General features: G+C 69.4%; 2 protein-coding genes. Both read left to right on the forward strand.

Features of this window, described 5'->3' with window-relative positions; all coding sequences use genetic code 11:
* The first annotated feature begins 228 nt into the window (after window positions 1-228).
* Window positions 229-939, forward strand: coding sequence for an aspartate/glutamate racemase family protein (locus VJ655_RS10735; protein WP_324111052.1), 711 nt, complete (start codon window positions 229-231; stop codon window positions 937-939).
* Between the two features lie 124 nt (window positions 940-1,063).
* Window positions 1,064-2,909: GH92 family glycosyl hydrolase (locus tag VJ655_RS10740; RefSeq protein WP_324111053.1), on the forward strand; the 1,846-nt coding region annotated here is incomplete at its 3' end.

Consider the following 2,909-nt stretch of genomic DNA (forward strand, 5'->3'; position numbering starts at 1 on the left):
CCTCTTTCGGAAGCGGGTTAAGACCCCGCGCGTCGAGGGCTCACCGGATAACGACCGCGCGGAGCGTCCTGGCTTCGTCGAAACGGTACTCACTACCCAAACCTCCGGACGAACGTCCGGCGCTCCGCATCCCCTTCCATCTCTTCAGCGGCCAGCCGCGTGAAGCGGCGGCGCCGTGTCACGCGTGGACGGCCGTGCTATGGCCCGCCCTCGGAAAAGGCGGGACCCATGGCCGAGCAGGCGCTCATCGGATTGATCGGCGGCATGAGCTGGGAAAGCTCGGCCCAGTACTATCGGCTGATCAACGAGGCCGTGCGCGACCGCCTGGGCGGCGTGGCCTCGGCGCGGACCCTGATGTGGTCGTTCGACTTCGCCGAGATCGAGCGCCTGCAGCACGCGGGGCGCTGGCCCGAGCTGTCGCGGCGCCTGGCCGACGCGGCCCGGGCCCTGGAGGCCGGCGGGGCCGACTTCCTGGTCCTCTGCACCAACACCATGCACCGCGAGGCCGACGCCATCGAGGCGGCGGTCCACATCCCGCTGCTGCACATCGCCGATCCGACCGGCGAGGCCATCAAGGCCGCCGGCGTCTCGACCGTGGGCCTCCTGGGCACGGCCTTCACCATGGAGCACGACTTCTATCGCGGCCGGTTGGAGAAGAAGCACGGCCTGACCGTGCTAACGCCCGAGGCCGACGACCGCGCCGTGGTGCACCGGATCATCTACGAGGAGCTGGTCGCGGGTCGCGTGCTGGACACCTCGCGCGAGGCCTACCGGGGGGTGATCGCCCGGCTGGTGGCGCGTGGGGCGCGGGCGATCATCCTGGGCTGCACCGAGATCATGCTGCTGATCGGCCAGGCGGACAGTCCGGTCCCGGTGTTCGACACCACGACGCTGCACGCCCTGGCGGCGGTGGAGCGGGCTTTGGGCGGAGCCGGTTAGAGCGATCTCCTCCCCCTCTCCCCGTCATTCCCGCCCTTGTGGCGGGAATGACGGGGAGAGGGGCGGGATGACAGTGGCGGGCGTGCTGCTAGGTTGCGGTCTCGTATTCGCGGAGTTCCCCTAGATGCGTCTGCTTCTCGCCCTGACCGCCAGCCTGTCGATCCTGGCGACGGCGGCCCACGCCCAGATCTCCGCCTACGACGCCGTCGATCCCTTCATCGGCACGGGCGGCGAGGGGCACACCTTCCCCGGGGCGGTGGTCCCGTTCGGCATGGTGCAGCTGAGCCCCGACACCGACATCCCGCCATTCAAGCAGGCCTATTCTCGCGCCGCCGGCTATCGGTTCGGCGATCCGACCATCCTGGGCTTCTCGCACACCCACTTCTCGGGCGCCGGGCACTCCGACCTCGGCGACATCCTGCTGACCCCCGTCGCCGGCGAGGCCAGGCTGGAGCCGGGCGAGGCCGACAAGCCAGGCTCGGGCTACCGCTCGCGCTACAGCCACGACACCGAGGTCGCCCAGCCCGGCTACTACGCCGTCACCCTCAGCGACAGCCGGGTCCGGGCCGAGCTGACGGCGGGCCTGCGCACCGGCCTTCACCGCTACACCTTCCAGAAGGGCGACCACGCCCAGGTGCTGATCGACCTCCGAAGCTCGATCTACAACTATCCGGGCAAGGTGCTGTGGTCGCGGCTGCGGGTGGCCCCCGACGGCACGGTCACCGGCTATCGCGAGACGCGCGGCTGGGCGCCCGGCCGCAAGCTGTTCTTCGCCATCCGCTTCGACCGCCCGCTGGTCGGCCAGGCCTTCCACAACCGCGAGACGGACGTGCCCTACAAGGGCTTCGCCCAGCCGGGCCGCACGCCGAACGACCGCGCCCAGGTCCAGGGCCGCGCCCTGGTCGGCGTCTTCGACTTCGGCCAGATCGACGGGCCGCTGACGGTGAAGGTGGCGCTGTCCTCGGTCAGCGAGGACGGGGCGATCGCCAACCTCGCCAGCGACGAGCCCGGCTTCGACTTCGACGCCCAGCGCGCCCGCGCCAAGGCGGCCTGGGAGAAGGCCCTGGGGATGGTCGACATCGCCGCCCCGGCCCTGATGCGGAAAACCCTCTACACGGCGCTCTACCACACGCTGCTGGCCCCCAGCGTCTATGCCGACGCCGACGGACGCTATCGCGGCCCCGACGACCAGGTGCATGAGGGCAAGCTGGACGGCCGGCCCTTCACCTTCCACTCGACCTTCTCGCTGTGGGACACCTTCCGGGCCGAGCATCCGCTGCTGACCCTGGTTCAGCCGGCGGACTACACCAACGACGTCGTCAATTCGCTGATCGCTTCGCAGCGCCAGAGCCCCTACCAGATCCTGCCGGTCTGGCAGTTCCACGGCCAGGAGACCTGGACGATGATCGGCTACCACGCCGTGCCGGTCATCGCCGACGCCTGGATGAAGGGGATCCGCGGCTACGACGGCGAGGCGGCTCTGGACGCCATGGTCAAGAGCGCCACCTACGCCCCGTACGGGGGCTTGGGCGACTATATGAAGCTCGGCTACGTGCCGATCGACAAGGAGCCGGAGGCGGCCTCCAAGACGGTCGAATACGCCTATGACGACTGGACCATCGCCCGCATGGCTCGCGACCTGGGCCAGGCCGACGTGGCGACGACCTTCGACAAGCGCGCCGGATACTGGCGCAACAGCTTCGACGCCAAGACCGGCTTCCTGCGCGCCCGCAAATCCGACGGCGCCTATCGCGAGCCGTTCAACCCGACGGCCATCAACTACGGCTCGGACTACACCGAGGGCAACGCCTGGCAATATTCCTGGTTCGCGCCGCAGGACCTGGGCGGGGTGGTCAAGACGCTGGGCGGGGACGCGGCGACCGTGAAGAAGCTGGACGCCATGTTCGACTTCGACAACTCCAAGGTCGACTATTCCCACGCCGAGGACATCGCCGGCCTGATCGGCCAGT

Origin of the sequence: Caulobacter sp., assembly GCF_035254145.1 — a bacterium.
In the GTDB taxonomy this organism is placed as follows: Bacteria; Pseudomonadota; Alphaproteobacteria; order Caulobacterales; family Caulobacteraceae; genus Caulobacter.

Excerpts from the sequence above, each read along its gene's own strand:
- VJ655_RS10735 (WP_324111052.1), top strand. The coding sequence starts at position 229 with ATGGCCGAGCAGGCGCTCATCGGATTGATCGGCGGCATGAGCTGGGAA.